Source organism: Streptococcus sp. HCA-5024, assembly GCF_037890265.1.
GTDB lineage: Bacteria > Bacillota > Bacilli > Lactobacillales > Streptococcaceae > Streptococcus > Streptococcus lingualis.
The window spans coordinates 101,167-117,237 of the sequence record NZ_JBBKBR010000003.1; the positions used below are offsets into that span (position 1 = coordinate 101,167).

Here is a 16,071-nt window from a genome sequence, read left to right on the forward strand (position 1 = left end):
CTAAAAAAATTTTATTTTTTTTACTTTACCCCCTTGCATTTTTAATAAATTAGTATTAAACTATAGCAAAAGGAGGTGTGCTTATGTTTCTTTTAGCTCAAGAAAAATCAGATACGATCGAATTCCTTAAGTCTGAATTGGTCCAATTACTCTCCAATATGCGACAAGAAATCGCAGCTAGCCGTCAATCACAGACCGGTGCAGCTTGCCATCATATTGAATATTGCATGGACAAGATCCAAAGGGCAAAAAGTTCCGTAGCCATTGCCCTCCCCATCGAATCCTTAAATCTCGAAATCACGACGATGTTGCGCCAGCAACTCATCGTCTTGCCACCAGAGGCTCGAAAAAATTGGGACCAGATTAAAAAGCTGGATTTCAAATACTGCTACTTAAAATAGAGAGTGGGACAGAAATCGGTAATTCGTTAGAATTCGATTTCGTCGTCCCACCTCCGCACAGTTGAGTAGGGCTGTAAAAGCTGATGAAATCAGCGTAGTAGAGCCCACTCAACCACTGCGTCTTGCTCGACAATCCAAAAATAATTGAGAGGCTAGGACTTTTGTCCCAGCCTCTTTTTTCTTTGAAACAAAGTATAAATTTCTAATTATCTTTTTATATTTTCTTAAATGCTCGTAAAGCCTTATTCTATGTGCTTTCGAGTATTTTTACTGTAGGAAGATACTTCACGTTTCTTTGCATATTTCCTCATGTCTTAGCTGTCAGAAGTGGTAAATAAGTAGTAAATTCATTTGTACTACTAAGCAACAAGACGCTCCTGTTGCTTCTCTTTATTCAAGCGTTTCATTTCTGCCATTGCAGAATCGAATGTTGCATGTGCGTAATAGTTCAGCGTCATGGCTATATTAGCATGTCCCATAATGTACTGTAATGCCTTTGGATTCATTCCTGCATTTGCATAGTTGGTACAGAATGTATGTCGCAAACTATGTGGAGTGATGTGTGGCAATTTATCCTCGTTATACTTATTGTATTTCTTAACAAGACCTTTCATCATGCCGTTGTAATCACTTGCCACTTTTGGATAGTTCTTTCTATTAAGAAAGAGGAAATCACTATATCCATCAATCTCAACACGCTTATCATTCTTTCGATTCGCTAACACTCGCTTAAATGCTTGATAGGCTTCTTCAACCATAGGAACTTGACGTTCGCCACTTTTGGTCTTTGGTGTTTCAATGTAGTACCCAATTTCAGTATCTCTCAATAGCTGATGGTCTATATTGACAAGACGATTCTCAAAATCTAAATCTGGAAGTGTCAAACCACCAAACTCTGAAATACGAAGACCTGTTTTTAAGAGTATCAGAATTTCATCATAATTTTTGCTGTAGGTTTTATCAGCTTTTGCAAAGGCTAACAGTTTTTCTTCCTGTTCTTCTGTTAGTACGGTCTTAGGGACAGTATCATCATCAAGAACTGCTTTCAGTTGAAAGTCAAATGGATTCTTCCGAACACAATCATCTTGTATAGCAATATAGAATGAAGCCTTTAAAGAACGTTTGTAGTTATTGATGGTTTGATAAGCATAACCATTTTCACTCATTCTAATAGCCCATTCTTTAGCGTCTGATGGCTTAATACTGTCAATACTTCTTACACCTAACTTGTCTTTCTTCAAAATATCCATAAGATATTTGCGTCCAGTTTCAGTGTTTTTTCTAACCTTTGGTCTTTGAGCGTTCTGTTTTGCGTAAAGCTGGCAGAGTGTCATTTTCTTTCCTACAACATCAATACCATCATGAATGTCTTTCTGTAACTCTGCGATTTTCTCTCTAAGTGAGATACAATCACGCTTTCCTGCTGGTACTCGGTCTGTAGCCACAAGTTTCCACGAGTAAACAAATTGCGGTTCTCCAAATGAATCTATATATTTGTATAAGTATCTTCCGTCTTTTCGTTGGCTCTCTCCAGTCTTTAAGATTCGACCTTTATTGTCACGTCTTTTTTCTGACATGGCATTTGCTCCTTTCCTTTATGGAAAGAGCCTTGATACGACTTAATACTATTTTATCATATACAAGACCCTTTGGCGACGCTAGATTGCGTCCAATGTATCTATAATTTTTTCAAATTGTTTTCGTTTAATCTGAATACGATTGCCATTCATAATCAGCCAATTTGCATTTTTATTTTCCTCTGCCAAGCGTCGTAGCTTGTTTTCGCCAATACGAAAATATTTTGACGCTTCTTCAATGGTTAGGGTATAACGTTCCCAAATAGGAATGTCAGTCTGCTTCATAAAATCCTCCTTTCCAAATCACTTATTTGGATTTCATAAAAGTTGTTTTACCAGCAATCGAACAGCTTTAGCAAAGCTCACGGGAGTTCCACCCCTGCATGGTTCTCATGTAGCCATACTCATTGCCTGCGACGGTTTTATCACGCTCGGACTATTGACTGTATGGGAGTATCATTATCACGATAAGAATGTCGTTGCAGGCAATCCTGCTAAAGATTGCTTCTCGGATCACTAACATGAATCGCTCGCTATCTTTATAAGATAGGTCATGGCGGTTAGTTCCGTTGGCTCTTTTCTTATCGAAACGTATTCGATTACTTTTATTCAGTTTTCAAAGAACAATGGCTCGTTAGCCTATCAAAACACATTGAAAGCTCAATATGCTTTGGTGGAATAACAAACCTCCCTGTTCGGGAAGCGTGGAATGGTTTAGCACGCTTCCACGAAAGGAGAGAGGATATTACTTAATTTCAAATGACAAAATCTTTGTAATCAGTCTGGTTTCCATTCTTCCACGTAAGACTTCATCAACGACCATACTTTGATTGCCATATTCATCTTTCATAAGTCGTAGGGAACGCTTCGTTATGTACCCTCTGTAATGATGTAGAATCTGGTTAATCGCTTCGGTATCGCCATCTGTTGCCTTTACAATGAGAGGAAAGGGAATCATAGGATATTGTGTTTTCATTCTTCAAATTCCTCCATAAACTTTTTAATTAAGGCTAGTCCACTGGTTCTATGCCGATAGACAGTAGAACGGTTCAATTTCAACAGGTCTGCAATTTCTGAATCGCTCATGTCCATAAAGTAAAACAGCAGTAGAATTTCACGTTTCTTGTCTGGCAACTCACGTAATGCTTCACTCAACAAATCATTTTCAACGCCTACTGATAACCCATTGAGTGTAAAAATCTGAAAGTCAGTTGAATAGTTATCTGTTGTCGCAAACTGGCTAACAAGATAATCGCCAACATCCGAAAAGGACACCTCACGCTTTGCAATCCTTGAAAGATAAAGCATATAATTCTTTCGCTCGTCTTCCATAGCACGTTTACAGATATAGTCAAACTGATTTTCTATTGTGGTCTGAAAAGAAGATGGTTTCATGTTTCTCACCCCCTTTCTGTCTAGGAAAGGAAGTGAGCCTTGCTCGTTTATCTCCTTTCACTCTTAGTCCCAATGTGAAAGGGGGATTTGTTGCATTACTGATAAATAAACTTTGTAAAAAAGTTCTGAATAGCCAAAAAAGCATATAAACAGATTTATTTCTCTGTTTACATGCTTCTGTTATTCTATCTATATGATTTATAAAACCACATTGGTGGACGTACTTATCTATTGCAGATAGACGACTTTTTTTGAAAAGAACCCAATGTAAGGAAATTTATTGTATATGATGTACTTCATGGCGACGTTGACCTCCAACAAACCGCCATTTGGAAGTAATATACAATATTTTAACAGCGTAAATAGCACTACCATATAACGGTTTTTTTTATTGGCGTTTAGTAGTGCTTTTTATTAAATATAAACCTATAAACCATATAACACGTTTTTCTATACCTGTTTTTAATTCAGTAGGAACAATAAAATGTATAGAGGTGGTCTACTATGCGTAAAAAAGAAGATAAATATGATTTTAGAGCCTTTGGTTTAGCCATTAAAGAAGCTCGATTGAAACGAGGTTTAACTCGTGAACAAGTGGGAGCATTGATTGAAATTGACCCACGGTACTTAACTAATATTGAAAATAAAGGGCAACACCCCAGCATACAAGTTCTTTATGACCTTGTATCGTTACTTCATGTTTCCGTTGATGAATTTTTCTTACCTGCTAATAACTTGGTAAAAAGCACCCGACGATTACAGATAGAGAAATACATGGATAGCTTTACAGACAAAGAACTATCCTTAATGGAATCTTTAGCCAGCGGTATCAACGAAGCAAGAAACATCGAAGACTAATTAAAAGAATCCATACATAACGGAAAGAGCCGATAAAATGAGATTGTATTAATCTCATTTTATCGGCTCTGCGTCTTTGCGTCTGGCTCTGTAATCACAGTTACTTTGAACTGCTTTATTTCAATTAAATTTTCTTGTCTGCATTTCGGACAATAGAGGGGGAATTTTTTTAATTCAGTATCTTCCCTTATCTTTAATCGTGTTTTATTTCCACATACAGGACACAATATCCACTTGTAGTTTATAATAACTATCTCCTCCTTTACACTTTAATTCAAATCTTTATTAAAAAATATTTCATCTTATTTAACAAGAAACCATATTTATATAACAACATAAAATACACTAAGTTATTTTATTGAACATATATCGTACTTTATCTATCCGACTATTTGGACGACGGGGCTGGCAAACAGGTTCACCGGTAGTAACATGGTACCCTTTTAACTCTGTTAAACAAACACTACGTCCATTTGTAAAGAAAGTTAAATCACTACGATATTCTTGAATACACCGAGCAGGGATTTCTCCACTAAGAATGACCTCATTATTTTTCAATTGAGTGTCTACGATGTTCGCACAATATTTAGGAGCATCGTTGTATGCTCGTGAAAGATATTCCTGTGGCGCATAAATTTTAAAACTAAGATATGGCTCTAACAATTCTGTTCCAGCTTTTTTTAAGACTTGTTCCAATACAATAGGAGCAAGCATCCGAAAATCTGCTGGGGTACTAACAGGGCTATAGTATAAGCCATACTTAAAACAGATTTTACAGTCCGTCACATTCCAACCATATAATCCTTGTTCGCAACCATAGCGTATCCCTTCCATAACTGCATTTTGAAATGATTGATTTAAGTATCCAAGAGAAACCGAGCTCTCATACTGCATTCCACTTCCCAACGGAAGCGGTGATACAGATAAACCAATGGAAGCCCAGAAAGGATTTGGCGGCACTTCGATGTGAATGGTATATTCTGCATTTTTTAACGGTCTCTCCATATAAATGACTGTAGGCTCTTTTAGTTCTATCTCCACATGATACTTTTCTTGCAACAGTGCACTAATCACTTCCATTTGTACTTTCCCTAAGAAAGAAAGTATAATTTCATGTGTCGTAGAATCCACGTAATATCGTAGAAGCGGATCACTATCTGAGATTTCCAAAAGGGCATCAAGCAACATTTCTCTCTGTTCAGGTTTACTCGGTTCAACAGTTGTTTGTAGTAGAGGGTGCGGATTTTCAATCTTTTTTCTCTGTGGCAATAGTTTTGTATCTCCAAGAACACTATTTAACTTCAAAAACTCATTTTGCAAAATAACAATTTCTCCAGAATAAGCTCTATCAATCTTACATAATTCACCATTTATTGAAGTATACATTTCTGTAACTTTTATTTTTTCTTTTTCTGATACTCTAACCGAATCTCGTAAATGTAGTACTCCACTATAAAGGCGTATATATGCAAGACGTTGTCTTTTTTTTGTATATTCAATTTTGAAAACATTTCCGCAAAGTTCAGACGGACCTCGATGTGTTGATGAATAAAATTTATTAGTAATAACTTCTATAAGGTTATCAATCCCTATATTACTTTTTGCACTTCCATGATAAAGAGGGAACAGAGAACAATTCTGAAATCTTATGCTTTCCTCTTGTTCGAGTTCCAATGCTTCTAATGATTTACCGGACATATATTTCTCTAAAAGGTCATCGTTTCCCTCTATTACCGTATCCCATTGTTCAGATTCGGTAAAGTTCGTCACACACATATTAGGATACAGTTCTACCTTCTGTTTGATTACAATTTCGGCAGAAAGTTTCTCTTTAATATCCTGATAAACCGTTGATAAATCAATTCCATTTTGGTCAATCTTATTGATAAAAAAGATTGTGGGAATCCCCATTTTCCTAAGTGCATGAAATAATATACGAGTTTGTGCTTGTACGCCATCTTTTGCAGAAATCAGTAGAATTGCCCCATCTAAAACTGATAATGAACGATATACTTCTGCTAAGAAATCCATATGTCCTGGCGTGTCTATGATGTTCACCTTCGTATTTTCCCACTGAAAAGAGGTTATTCCTGTCTGAATTGTAATTCCTCTCTGACGTTCTAAAAGCGTATTATCCGTCCTCGTTGTACCTTTGTCCACGCTTCCTAATTCTGTAATCGCTCCACTGTTATATAATAAGCTTTCTGTTAAGGTAGTTTTTCCTGCATCAACATGAGCTAAAACTCCAATATTAATAATTTTCATGTGATTTTCCTCCATTCAAAAACCCAAAAGGGCATAAAAATCCCAGTGATAAATACTTTTATCACTGGGATTTTTATGCATAACCATAGGTATACAAAGCATACAGATATTCTCTGGATACTTTAGAATCACATGATAAAGGTATTCTTAAACTGGGTACAAAAAACTAAGCCCTCCTAAAAAAGGACATCCAATTATTTGTTCCCACTATCAAATTGACAGTTTATTTAAGAATACCTTGCCGCATATTTATTAACTCCTTTTAAATAGATACTTAAATAATAGCACGTAAGAGCATATTTGTAAAGGAATCTCCAATTTTTTATCAAAGAGAGTACGTGATTACAAAATAGCTGTAATAATGTACCAATATTTGTTATTCTATAATCTTCCAATTACTCCCGTTCTTTTCAAGTACCAAATCAAATTGAGATACCTGCGTTGCTTTGGTCTGCTGGTCGATATACTCCACTGTCAGCGATACCGTGACTTGATTATCCTTACGATTGTGAATAGGATTTACCAGTTCTTGAAAGATGTACTCTTTTCCGATTGGTTTTAATATCCCGTCATTCACATAGTAGGAAAGTTCACTGGCTGTCGCTGTAGGATAGAGCTTGAAGAACGTCGTTAAAAACTCATTGATTTCATTGGTTGTAATGGAATCAACCGTCCCCTCACTTTCAATGGCTTTTGGTTTATAACTTGATTTCTTAGGTATGTTGGTAATGGTCGGATTCTTAACCAGTACCATATTTCCAGAACCATCTACATAGACACTCACTATATAAGCAGAGTGGACGGTCTTTGTATTTTCTCCCTCTGTAATGAGCTGGTCTACACTGTAGGTTACATTAAACTCATTGTCGCCAGTTGGCTCTACCGTCCATATCTGAAATCCTCTTACAGAAGACGATACAGGAATATCTTTGCGTACTGTATCAACATTGAGAGCTTGAAGTTCATCTGTCAGATAGCCTTTTAGACTTTCCATTCGATTATCAATGGACTTATCGGATTGCTCCCATGAATAGTAGACTTTCGCAAAGTTCTCTACAAAATTTTCTACATGATGAGTATCAACGTATTCCTTTTCTATGATAGTTGTTTCGTGAATAGTATGAGTATCTATAGCTGTAAAGTGCTTGAATATCGCAAAGCTGAAACTAAGCCCTAAAAGTACCCACAAGGCAATCACAACCTTTTTATGAGGATTGACCTTATAGTAGACACGAGGTTTCTTTTCCTTTGGTATCTGTTTTTCTTTATTCTGATTTTTTCTAAATTTCATCATTAAATCTTCCTTTCTCATTGTTTGATTCGTCCTGCTCCCACTAAATGCTGTTGCCAGTAGGGGCTTGTTAAGTCGGCATAACCGATTGGGTCGCCTGCATGAAACATACGGTTATTGCCAAGGTATATCCCAACATGAGTAATATAAGAGCCAGCGTTATAGGTAGAATGAAAGAAAACCAAATCGCCAGCTTGTGCTTCCGATAGTGGGATATGCTGGGTCACATCATATTGCTGTTGTGCGGTTCGTGGTAAGTTAATTCCAGCTTTTCCATACGTCCATTGTGTCAGTCCGCTACAATCAAAAGAAGTAGTCGGGGAAGCTCCACCGTAAACGTATCGCCAGCCCTCATATTTCAGTGCTTCGTCCATGATGGCTTGTACCGTATTATCATTAAATTGAGTTGTGACAAGATACTGCGTAACAAGCTGAACATAAAACATATTGCCATAGTTATATCGCCAGCCCCCATTGATGGGTATGGCTATTGGATTGGGATAGGACACTTTTTCGCCATCTGAATATTCCTTAGAGAAACTTTGAGCCAGTTCAAAGGTATATTTGTTTCCACGATTAGCCACATACCCTAAGAAGCCACCGCCATAATTGTAGGACTGGATAACCGATTCCAAATCCACACCGAGCCTATCTCTACTGGCTAATAATTCACTGAAATACTTCACACCTTGCTTGATGGATTCTTCTGTACTCAATGAATTGGGTGGTAGACCAAGGGATTCCGAGGACTGCATAACATCTTCGGCAGTACCGCCCGATTCCACCTGTATAATCGCAAGAAGTATGTTGACATATTCTTCAACGCCATATTCTTTGGCATATTTTTCTACCATAGGCTTATGAGCCAGCACTTCTGCGGAAACATTCACACCTCCATAATGAATATTGGAAATTCCGCTGTCCTGTTCATCTGAAAATAAAATGGCAACAAACAGAAGCAGTGAGAAGACCATCAAGAATAATCCAGAACCACCAATCACTAAAGTTTTCAACTTCATGGTTTCTTACCGACTTTCTTAATGGTGGCGGTTTTGATTGGTGGTCTACTTCTTGTATTTTGTAGTGGTACTCTTTGAACAGTAGACGGACGTTCTTTTGTGATTGGACGTTGTGAAGTTCTATCTGCTGTAGTGGTTGAAGTTGCTGGCTTTTGAACGGTTTTTTCTTGAACGGTATTGCCTTGGCGTTCCACTTTTGGACTTGAAAAATCGGACTTAACTGCTGGACGCTCTTGTTTGGCTTGTTGAGATTCCTTATATGAAGTCTGAATATTAGACTGTTTTGAGGTCTGTTCATCATGATATTGTTCTTGTCTTGTAGTCGGTCTTTCATGAACAGAAGAAGCAGGCTGTTTTTTCTGTTTGACCTGTTCCATTTCAGAGCGACGCTTCGCAATGGTTTTTCGCCTTTGTTCCTGCTGTTCCTTGCGTCCACTGGCTCTGTCCGCTTTGGTTTGAGAAATACTACTGGTTAAATCACGGACATTCTCTTTTACTTTGGATTTTCCTTGATATACTGCATATCTTGCATTGGTCGGCAAATCTTTAACCTGTTCTTTCAAACCACTAGCAGTGTCTACCATTCTGTCTTTGGTATCAGCTACTGTACCGATGGTTTGACCGATACGTTTTCCAAGTGTTGATTTTTCCTTTCCGTCTGGTCGGGAGTGATCTGCTTGTGTCCTTGCAGAACTCCCCGAACCCGACTGTCCTTTTTTACCTGTAACAATGGCAGACCCAGCCCCTAGAGTAGTCATGGAACGTCCAAGTTTCCGCTGTAGACGGTGCATGTGAGCGTGCATAAGCATACGAGGTTTTCTCATCACACGACTTCCCACACTTTGAGAATCGTTACTCTGTAGAGAAAACATACTCATTAAATCGCCCAGCTTGAAGTAGATTCCTGCAAAGGTCACAATCTGTAGAAAAGCAATCAAAAAGAACGGATAACCAGCCGATAAGGTATAGAGCATGGTTGAAATACTAAATGCTGTCGTAATAATCAATGTGATTCCAGCTCGTGTCAAAATGGTATTAAAGAGCTTTGTTATGGCTCGTTTTGACATACCATCAAATGATGGAATCATGCTTAAAATAAAGCTCACAGGCAGAAACATAGCATAGATGATAAAAAGTACCTGCGAGAAAATCATGATTCCTGTTAATAGGAATACAAATATGGAAATCCCAATATTGAAGACAAATAGGAAGAAGACTGTACCTAAACGGTTAATGGTCTTTGTAATGGTTAGATTGGTATTGCTTCTGTCTTCAATTTCTTCCGCAACAATTTTTTCTCTGTCTTCGCCATTGTTGGAATCTGGGCTGGTGGAGAGCAGGCTTTCCACACGGTCAATACCGATACTTTCAATGTCTGAACTGTTGTATTGAAGCAGTAGCCACGGTTGCTGAACCTGTATGGAAAACAGGCTATCTCTGATTAAGTCCACGCTGTCCTTGCCTTGACTATCGGAATGGGGCATGACAATCTTCGTGCCAAGTGATAAACTGGCATTACTGATGTCTGATGAAAAGTCATTGATTTTTTTAATGTAGTCGGGAGCGTAGGCAATAAAGGAAGCCGATAGGATAAACACCAGCACAAAATTCATAATGGCATGAATTGCCTTTGTGGTTTCTCTCTTTATCAGTCCCGTATAGGCAACATAAACCCCAAGAACCAAAATCAAGAGTAAGAGGAATCCAACATAGAAACCCTCTGTTGAAAATCCGTTTGCACTCACACCAGCTAAGGTCTGCATATTCTTACCAATGGAATCTGCTGTAGCGGAAATGAAGTCTAAGGAATAGGCTTCCTGTACTAAGTAACCTGTCGCATTGGAAACATACAAACTGATTGTCCAAATAAAATTGGTAATGGCATATAGTCCATACATGACCTGTTTTCCAATCCCGTCCGACCAGTTCCACGGAAGCCAGCCCCAGCTATTATCCACATAAAAATCCAGTTGATAGTTTTCAAGTGGGTATCGGCTGTATTCATTTGCCACATTGACCGTATCATCTACCAAGCCCGCAGCTTGAACCACCGTTCCCAGCATGGCTAAAAGAAAAATGGCAATCACAAGTGTGAAAGCCACTGTCATTGCCACTTTACCTAGACGTTTCAGCGTCCAGTTTGATTTTATTCTGTTTACTATTGATGGTTTCACATTTACACCTCTTTTCGCACAGGTGGTCTGGTATCAAAGGCATGGAGCAGTTCTTCAAATACAGGGTGGAACTGTATCACACCGACACGACCATATAAATCACTGATAAGGCATTGCCCGTTTTCCAAATCACGCAATCGCTTCTGATTGTTTTCGTCCTCTGGGTCTACACCAAAAAAGGCTAAGGTCTTTTTAATCTCGTTAAGGTCAGTGGAACGAAATGCAAATTTTAAGCCGAGGTTATTTTTCAGTTTTTCATCTAAGAGGTCGTCTGTATTTTGGGTCACGAAATATACCCCAGCGTTCATAGCACGACCAGCCCGAACCAGCTTCATAGATAGTGTTTTTCCTTGTGCTACCTGTAAAAAGCTCCATGCTTCGTCTAAATCTACAATCTTGAAAATGCTTCGGTCTGTATGGATAAAGTCTAAAGCAAAGGTACTAATGACAATCAGCATAGCAACGGATAAAAGCTCCATAGTGGTATATTCCTCAAAGGAAGTTTCCTTGTCGGGAAGTACCAAGTCCGCAACCTGTATAATGTTCAGTTGTTTTTCTAAGCTGATAGACTGCTCCACATAACCATTACTGAATAATAAATGTGCAAAGTCATAGTCTGTAAAACTTTCGATATGGTCGGCTATACTGGTACTTAGTGGCGTATTCTCAACCCGTAATTCCTCAATCACTTTCATCAACCCTCGTACTTCACTATTGGTTACTGCACGAATGGCTTTTCTAAGGATTGGGAAGCGTTCCCCATCACGAGAGGAAATCCCCGTAAGGAATGTCAGAATATCAATAGCCAGTGATTCAGAATCTTTGGGATTTTTCATAATCACATAAGGGTCAAGTAAGCCTTTGTTTTTCTCATCAGAAGTCAGAGTGACGATATTGATTTCATGGGAAATCTCTGGCAAGGTTTCTTTCCATCTGCCACGTTCTGCTTTTGGGTCTACAATCACTGCTTGTGCCCCATAAAGCACCGCATAATAGACGATAAGGTTATTCGCAAAGGATTTACCACCACCCAGCGAACCAACAAAAGCCGACGCTAACGCATTGGTTACTGAACCCTTAACCCCTTGACTGGCAAGAGCAGGTTTCAGATAGACATTGCGTCCAGTATCTAAGCTGTAGCCAACATAAATCCCCTCATTTTCCCCCAGCATTTGAGTAGCACCAAAACCTAAACCAGCGAGGAAATCAGAGGTCACGTATTGAATATAATCATTCATATAACGCTTGCTGGCAGGTAAAAATTCTTCATGTAAGCCGAGCATATCCCCAAATGGTCGTACCAGTTTTACGCTTAAATCGTCATAAAAATCTTTCACTTCATTACAACGACGTTTGAGTTCGTCAAGATCATTTGCTGATACCCTTACCACATAAGACAGCTTGTACATAGATTCCTTGCTTTGGTCTAAATTGGTTTCCAGCTCATTCACACTTTCCAGAGCTTCCGCCACATTGGAGCTGGTTTCATTATCACTTTGCCAAGCGTGGTTATCCAAGTCTTTCAGTTCTTTCTTTTTATTGCGGACAGTAGATAGGGCTTTACGATTCGCTACAATTTCCACATTCATTGACGTATCAATCGGGAATGTAAATTGCTGTTGCTGGTAGTAGAAGATTTCAGAGGACGGGAAGTCCAGTTCTCCGACAATGCTGTTAATGGTAAAGTAAGCTACATAGACGGTTTCATCTTCCTGCTGGATTTTCAAATATCGCTGTTTTTCTTCCACCAAACAGCGAGTAGGCTTAATCAAGTCATAGTATTTAATCAGCGTTTCATTATCCAGCTTTTTCTTTGATAGATGGTACTCATACTCTTCATAGGCAGTGCCTGTCTGTCCGTAAAGGTGTTCAATCAGATAGCCGAAGTCGTCCTTATCTAACCTGCGGATTTTGAAACGACGAGAGATTTTATTTTCTAAGAGCTTTTCCATCTTCTGAAAACGCAGGATTTCATCATTACTCATACTAACAAAATCGCCCATCAGCTTATGGTTCACATCATAGACAAAATCAGACAAAGCATTTTTTGCTTCAACGGTAAGACTTTTCATAGAAAACTCCTGATCGTTGAGAAGCAACTTAAAGCCGATAAAGAAACGGTAGTTCACTTGATTTTCGCCAATCATGGATATTAAAGCGTCTGTCTGTTGGTCGATTTTGTCATAGGCAACCGCTTTGAGCTTGCCAGTGACTTCATTTTTGGAACGCTCTTGTGCAGAACGTATGCTGGATTCTGTACTGATTTGTAAAGCATGAATTTTGCCATCACGATTTTGTGCGATAAGCTGTCTGAAAGAATCATGCACTTGTATTTTCTGTTCTGGACTTAGAAATGAGTAATTGTAAGGAACAAGCTCATAGTAAGCATAACATTCCCCGTCTTTATTCCAGACGAGATTGTTTTCAATGTATTTAATTGGATATGCCATAAAATTCACTCCTAACTGCTGTAATGGCTTCTTGTGGCTGGTTTCTGCCAAGCGTTACTTTTTTTCCTGCATAGGTCAGCTTTGGTCGCAGTGCATAAGCAATGACAGACTTCAAAAATCCATAAGGCTTTTTACCATCAAAAGTTTTTGTAGACATAAACCATGTGAAAGCCACAGGAATCCCAAAGTATTTGAGAAATGCTCCCTCTATCATGGAAAGAGGGGGCAAGTTGCCAAGTATCATCACTGCAAAGAGTGACACGACAAACCATGTCATTTGCGTAAAGGTTATGGGAAACGGAAGTCTAAAATCATTGATAGAATACAGTACCTTTTCCACAGACCAGATACTGGTATAGCTTCGTATTTTCTTCATGTAATCAATCCTTTCATAAAAAATAGGGGTAGCTGATTGAGCCACCCCGTAAAATAGAAAATCTGCCAGTAGTAATGTACCGACAGATTTAATAGACGATTTCAAAAATCCCATGATTGGTTGAGATAAACGTTCCTGAAAGGTCTAAATCCCGACCATAGGCTTGATAATCAATATAGTTTTGAAGACTAGCTGGTACTTCGCCTAAAGCACCCGTTTCTTCAATGTAGTAGCGTGCCACGTCATACATATCATCACAATCGGAATGAATGATAATATCCTCTTGATGTTCGCTTAGTTCTTCAATGCTTGAAAAATGAGTGAGCAGAGCAGATAGCTCCGATTGTAATTCTTCGGGTAATTCCGATACCATTTCCCATAGTCGATTGAGTTCGCCAATGGAAGTGTATTCGTCAACCGTAAAGGGTAACTCGTAGTCATGAATGGCGTATTCCTCATATTCATCATTCAAGCCGATTTTCTCTTTGACTTCCTCAAAGTCAATGGGAAAGGTAAACCACGCACCGACCAATTCGCCCTCATTGTATTTGCCTAAATTCGCAATATAGACTTGCATATCGTCCATATATTCACGTCCTTTCTTTGTAGAGATTCAAAAATCCCTACCGCACTTCGTTTGGTGTACCATTCCTTTGCGGAACATAAGAAAACCACTTATATTCCACAAAAGAACGGTTTTATTTAAGCACCAATAATGCGATTGAATAGCTCTAGTAAAATGTCTTTTACTCCAGCAGCGTTGAAGACTAAGCCAACCGCAATAATCGCAATAATTAAAAAGCCAATCAGTTTGCTAAACTCACGCTTGAAGCCAAGATACAAGCCAATCACAACGATTGCTAAAAGCACCAGTGATTGAGCGTTTGATAGAAACCAGTTATAAAGGTTTTGTCCAAAATTCATAAAAATGTTCTCCTCTCTATATTCAATGAATTTGTATTTGAGTTATTTTTTTGTTGTTATCACGTCCTGTTCTTTTACTGACTGTTGCTTCAAAATCTGCTTGTGTCGGTCTGTCAGTTTCGCATGGTCGAGAATGTCTTTTACAACCTGCGTCTGGTTGATTTCATCAAGTTTAATCGCAACCTTTAAGGTCGGGGCAACTTGATGAGATAGCCAGTTCAGCGTCCTTTGGAAGGAGTAAGGCTCTGGTTTTGTGGTTAGTTTTAATCGTTCACGATTGTTCCCAATAAACCAAGCCCATTCTTCATTCAGTTTCCAATCAGAACGAGGTTTGGAATCGTCTTTATCTACAAAACGGATATACCGATTGATAATTTTAAAGGCGGTATGCTCTGGATTGTCATAGACGAGTAAATCACGGACTGCATAATAGGCACGCTCATTTTTCAATCGAATCTCAAAACGGTTTTTTACTTCTGCGTCTTCAATGGGAATATCATTTTTCTTGTACTGCTCGTAGTCCTTTTCATAGATACAGAAATAAACTTCACTTTGTAATGAACCGATATAGAGGGTGTTTCCCATACATTCCTTTTCCTCTTTGCGTACCAGTTCGCCACTGCGATAGCTTTTAAAACTGCGGAAGACGGAGATACATTCTTCCTGTTGGCACTTTTCAGTGAGTACAGGGATATTCAAAATCCCTGTCTTATCGTTAATGGCAAGGTCAAGGCGTTTCATCACACCGCCAGCCACCAAAACGTCCATAAAGAACTCATACCAGCTTCTTTGTTGTGCCAGAAGATAGCTTTCAAATTGTCTGCACCCACGACCTTTCAATTCCACCAGAACTCCTTTGTCCAGTTCATGGGAGCAAAGGACGAATATGTCGCCTAAAGCATAATGCTCTGAATAAGAATAGAAACCATAGTCCTCATGAAGAAAATAGGACAGTTTCAGTTGTAAGATGTTTTCGACCACCTGCTGTACGTCTGTTGTCGGAAAGCGAATCCTTACATAATCAAACAGCATTTCAAGGGGAGCGTCGGGATTGAAGCGTTCCAGAGCTTCCCAAAGGGACTGCTGTAAATCCTCTGATGGCTTGACTTTTCCTGTTTCAATATCGCTTAGATACTGCCTTGTAATACCAGTCGCAACAGCTAAACGGTTTTGAGATAGTCCATAAGCCAAGCGTTTTTCTTTTAAATGCTGTAACCAAGTTTGTTCATTCAGTAAAAATCCCTCCAATCAAAAAGGCGTATGTCAACTTTTAAAGCCCATTTGACATACGCTGAAATTTTGTAAATCCCTTGTAACCAAAGGATTTTCTAATGTTTTTTT

The 16,071-nt window shown here is 38.7% G+C and carries 16 protein-coding genes and 1 pseudogene; 2 read left to right on the forward strand and 15 right to left on the reverse strand.

The genetic code is table 11. From position 1 onward, the window contains the following. Positions 1–83: 83 nt before the first annotated feature. Positions 84–401 carry a hypothetical protein gene (locus WKT08_RS06240; protein WP_049485484.1) on the forward strand — a complete coding sequence of 106 codons (318 nt, stop codon included), beginning with the start codon at positions 84–86 and terminating at the stop codon, positions 399–401. Between the two features lie 359 nt (positions 402–760). On the opposite strand, the gene WKT08_RS06245 is transcribed toward WKT08_RS06240, so the two are convergent. The 4 genes from WKT08_RS06245 to WKT08_RS06265 form a co-directional block, all read right to left on the reverse strand. Then, positions 761–1,978, reverse strand: a complete 1,218-nt coding sequence (locus WKT08_RS06245) for a tyrosine-type recombinase/integrase (RefSeq protein WP_001291561.1) — start codon at positions 1,976–1,978, stop codon at positions 761–763. Positions 1,979–2,059: 81 nt separating this feature from the next. Next, the gene (locus tag WKT08_RS06250) at positions 2,060–2,263 is read right to left on the reverse strand and encodes an excisionase (protein WP_000814511.1); all 204 of its coding nucleotides are present in this window, start codon (positions 2,261–2,263) and stop codon (positions 2,060–2,062) included. Between the two features lie 460 nt (positions 2,264–2,723). Next, positions 2,724–2,954 (reverse strand): helix-turn-helix domain-containing protein, encoded by a 231-nt coding sequence (locus tag WKT08_RS06260; protein WP_000857133.1) that lies wholly within the window; start codon positions 2,952–2,954, stop codon positions 2,724–2,726. Next, positions 2,951–3,373, reverse strand: coding sequence for a sigma-70 family RNA polymerase sigma factor (locus tag WKT08_RS06265; RefSeq protein WP_000804885.1), 423 nt, complete (start codon positions 3,371–3,373; stop codon positions 2,951–2,953). The genes WKT08_RS06260 and WKT08_RS06265 overlap by 4 nt, the downstream gene beginning before the upstream one ends. Before the next feature lie 504 nt (positions 3,374–3,877). Here WKT08_RS06265 and WKT08_RS06270 point away from each other — a divergent pair. Beyond that, positions 3,878–4,231 (forward strand): helix-turn-helix transcriptional regulator, encoded by a 354-nt coding sequence (locus WKT08_RS06270; RefSeq protein ID WP_001227347.1) that lies wholly within the window; start codon positions 3,878–3,880, stop codon positions 4,229–4,231. Between the two features lie 59 nt (positions 4,232–4,290). Here the strand turns inward: WKT08_RS06270 and WKT08_RS06275 are convergent, their stop codons facing one another. The 11 genes and pseudogenes from WKT08_RS06275 to mobT form a co-directional block, all read right to left on the reverse strand. Beyond that, positions 4,291–4,476, reverse strand: coding sequence for a cysteine-rich KTR domain-containing protein (locus WKT08_RS06275; RefSeq protein WP_011058338.1), 186 nt, complete (start codon positions 4,474–4,476; stop codon positions 4,291–4,293). Positions 4,477–4,576: 100 nt separating this feature from the next. Continuing rightward, the gene (gene tet(M), locus WKT08_RS06280) at positions 4,577–6,496 is read right to left on the reverse strand and encodes a tetracycline resistance ribosomal protection protein Tet(M) (protein ID WP_000691736.1); all 1,920 of its coding nucleotides are present in this window, start codon (positions 6,494–6,496) and stop codon (positions 4,577–4,579) included. Between the two features lie 15 nt (positions 6,497–6,511). Further along, positions 6,512–6,559, reverse strand: a pseudogene (locus WKT08_RS10485) (hypothetical protein); the annotation flags it as partial. 313 nt (positions 6,560–6,872) lie between these two features. Further along, entirely contained in the window at positions 6,873–7,808 is a 936-nt protein-coding gene (locus WKT08_RS06290; RefSeq protein ID WP_001224320.1) for a conjugal transfer protein, read from the reverse strand. Beyond that, positions 7,805–8,806, reverse strand: coding sequence for a bifunctional lytic transglycosylase/C40 family peptidase (locus tag WKT08_RS06295; protein WP_340280863.1), 1,002 nt, complete (start codon positions 8,804–8,806; stop codon positions 7,805–7,807). The genes WKT08_RS06290 and WKT08_RS06295 overlap by 4 nt, the downstream gene beginning before the upstream one ends. After that, positions 8,803–10,980 carry a CD3337/EF1877 family mobilome membrane protein gene (locus tag WKT08_RS06300; RefSeq protein ID WP_000804748.1) on the reverse strand — a complete coding sequence of 726 codons (2,178 nt, stop codon included), beginning with the start codon at positions 10,978–10,980 and terminating at the stop codon, positions 8,803–8,805. Before WKT08_RS06300 ends, WKT08_RS06295 begins: the two co-directional genes overlap by 4 nt. A 2-nt stretch (positions 10,981–10,982) precedes the next feature. Continuing rightward, positions 10,983–13,430, reverse strand: a complete 2,448-nt coding sequence (gene tcpF / locus WKT08_RS06305; RefSeq protein ID WP_000331160.1) for a conjugal transfer ATPase TcpF — start codon at positions 13,428–13,430, stop codon at positions 10,983–10,985. Beyond that, positions 13,414–13,806, reverse strand: coding sequence for a conjugal transfer protein (locus WKT08_RS06310; protein WP_000723888.1), 393 nt, complete (start codon positions 13,804–13,806; stop codon positions 13,414–13,416). The genes tcpF and WKT08_RS06310 overlap by 17 nt, the downstream gene beginning before the upstream one ends. Before the next feature lie 88 nt (positions 13,807–13,894). Beyond that, positions 13,895–14,392 (reverse strand): antirestriction protein ArdA, encoded by a 498-nt coding sequence (locus WKT08_RS06315; RefSeq protein ID WP_000342539.1) that lies wholly within the window; start codon positions 14,390–14,392, stop codon positions 13,895–13,897. A gap of 116 nt (positions 14,393–14,508) precedes the next feature. Continuing rightward, positions 14,509–14,730, reverse strand: a complete 222-nt coding sequence (locus WKT08_RS06320) for a hypothetical protein (protein ID WP_001009056.1) — start codon at positions 14,728–14,730, stop codon at positions 14,509–14,511. A gap of 42 nt (positions 14,731–14,772) precedes the next feature. After that, on the reverse strand, positions 14,773–15,978 hold the full coding sequence (gene mobT, locus WKT08_RS06325) for a MobT family relaxase (RefSeq protein WP_000398284.1): 1,206 nt from the start codon (positions 15,976–15,978) through the stop codon (positions 14,773–14,775). Positions 15,979–16,071: the final 93 nt, after the last annotated feature.